Origin of the sequence: Pectinatus frisingensis, from assembly GCF_015732285.1 — a bacterium.
Lineage (GTDB): Bacteria > Bacillota > Negativicutes > Selenomonadales > Selenomonadaceae > Pectinatus > Pectinatus frisingensis.
The window spans coordinates 1-2,331 of sequence record NZ_WIQU01000071.1 but is presented as its reverse complement, the minus strand read 5'-3'; the positions used below and the strand labels follow the sequence as shown (position 1 = coordinate 2,331).

Below are 2,331 nucleotides of genomic sequence, written 5' to 3'. Positions count from 1 at the left end.
GGTGATGTCGTCACTGAAGCTGCGGACACGGATATAATAGGAATCATCGCCGGGATTACGGGCATTGTGTTAATATGGTTCCTGCATATAATCCAGCAGTATGCCTTTGGAACTGGTTCAATTTCTGTACTGGCTTTTACCATTATTGGTACTCTATCTATGTGGCATCCTGAAATTTTAGGCAATGGCAAAGCTGGAAATCAGCTTAGCTTTACAAATGCTATAGACTGGCAATACGGATTATCATTGTTTGCAGCCAAGTGGCTGGCTGTTATATTAGCTACGGCAGCTGGGGCATATGGCGGACATATTACTCCGTCTATGATGCTCGGTGGAATGATAGGATTAACATTTGCCGCAATATGGAATGGTATATTTTTAGTAATACCGGTAGGTATGGCTGCTTTTATCGGTGCCACTGTATATCTTGGTTTAGCTCAGGAAATGCCGATTATGGCAGCCATATTCTTAATTGAGATGTCACGTTTTTCACCGGCATATTTATTTCCCATTTGTATATGTTTTGCCACAGCAATGCCGATATTTATTTATTTGCAAGAAAAAACTGCTTAGCAGGCAAAAAAGCCCTTAAGGATTATATGGTCAAAACCAACGATCCTCAGCTTGATAATTGGAATAGATATTCACTTGGAAAACCCACAAAGGTAACTCAGCTTAAACTGGCCAAATGGGTAGATACAGTATATGGTTCTATACTTACCGAATCAAAATTATAATTATAATAAATAGTGTTATTAAATTAATAGGAAAAACCGAAAAGCACAGATAAAATAACCGGATGTATTTGTTAAAATACATCCGGTTATTTATTCAGCATCATCAAGTAATAAATTTTATTGCATCATAAAAGGAATTGGCTGCTGCGGTATATAGCGCTGTTTCACAAAAGTGAACGTTTCGGGATCAATGGCTTTATTAAAGCACATTGCCGGTATTCCACCGTGACTGATAACTTCCGGCTGCATACTGCTAATGGCTATTTTTGCCGCAGGGGCAAGCGCCATACCCATACAAATATTGCTATAAAAACGGGGGATAAACAACCTGGAGGCAAGCGGATTGTAACCATTTTCCATACCCAGCAAAGCTTTGAGCTGCCCAATGCTTTCAGCATCCCTTTTATCGAGTATGCTGTTAAGACTGAGCAAAGCAAGCACCTGATCGGATTCCAGCAGCTGCTTTATTAAATGGATTCGCTTACAGCTGCCTGACTGCTTTGTACCGTCGGTAAAAAATAAGTTTTCCGAATCGCTGCGGCTGATGATATGTATCCAGTCCGGCTGACAGCTGCTGACAGCTGCCAGGATATCTGCCGACTGCCGGCAGACCACCATATTCATTTTTACCATACTGCCAACGGCCTGCCAAAGACTGTCGGCTTCTTTCATACTATCAGTAACATCCAGTTTTAAAACCAATAATTTCTGTTTAGTATTCATCGTCATCCTCCTGTACAAATTAAATATGCAATAAAATCTTAAAATGAATATTCCAGTGTCATATAGAAGGTCCGTCCCTGCTGCGGATAGGGAACGGTATATTCAGTAATAAGCTGGCCTGGATCGCCCTCCGAGTGCATCATTTGTTTTGGTCCTTTGTTGCCGATATCATTGACACCGGCGATCAATCTCAGCTGCTTGTCAAAATTATACTTCATACCGATATTGAATAAGCCCAATGGGTCATAATAGGCAGCTACACCTCCATTATTAAACCATGACAGTTTATCGGTCCAGTTGTATTCGCCGAAGATACTGAGCTTATCTCCCGGGAAACGGTAGTCAAGCCGGGCATTGACGGTCCAGGCCGGTGTCCATGGCAGCGGCTGTCCCTGCCAGGCCGTATTGCTCATATTGGCTCCCGGCGTATAACCCTGCTTTACCAAAGAATTCTGCCAGGTGGCCGCCAGTGACAGATCATAGCGGTGCCAGTGCAGCTTGCTGTTGAATTCCACACCATGCACTTCACCGGTTCCAAAATTAGCATACCATGTGGCACCCCATATAGGATTGAACATAGTCGTCATCGTATTTTCCGAGTTGCGGCGGAAATAGGTCAGGGTTGTGTCGCTGTCCGAGCCGAGCAGCCTGCCGGTCCAGTTGAGTGAGGCATCCCAGTTTTGTCCATGTTCGGCAAATACATCCGGGCTCCATGTCGAATTGGAGCGGTAATTTTGCCATCTGGATACCAGATTGATACCGTCACCGAAGATTTCATACCAGCTGGGCAGACGATAGTAGGTGCCATAGGTGACTCTGGCAGTCAGGTGCTTGTCGAATTTCTTTTTAAGTGCCAGGTTATAGCTGTTGA

The 2,331-nt window shown here is 43.7% G+C and carries 3 protein-coding genes; 1 reads left to right on the top strand and 2 read right to left on the bottom strand.

Features of this window, described 5'->3' with window-relative positions; translation table 11 throughout:
* Positions 1-573 (top strand): chloride channel protein (locus I6751_RS13830; protein WP_196591587.1); only part of this gene is annotated, 573 nt, incomplete at its 5' end.
* Positions 574-854: 281 nt separating this feature from the next.
* Here the strand turns inward: I6751_RS13830 and I6751_RS13825 are convergent.
* Both I6751_RS13825 and I6751_RS13820 read right to left on the bottom strand, forming a co-directional pair.
* Positions 855-1,460: a hypothetical protein gene (locus I6751_RS13825; protein ID WP_196591585.1), complete on the bottom strand. Its 606-nt coding sequence runs from the start codon at positions 1,458-1,460 to the stop codon at positions 855-857.
* A 38-nt stretch (positions 1,461-1,498) separates the two neighbouring features.
* The gene (locus I6751_RS13820; protein WP_330998632.1) at positions 1,499-2,317 is read right to left on the bottom strand and encodes a TonB-dependent receptor domain-containing protein; all 819 of its coding nucleotides are present in this window, start codon (positions 2,315-2,317) and stop codon (positions 1,499-1,501) included.
* Positions 2,318-2,331 lie beyond the last annotated feature (14 nt).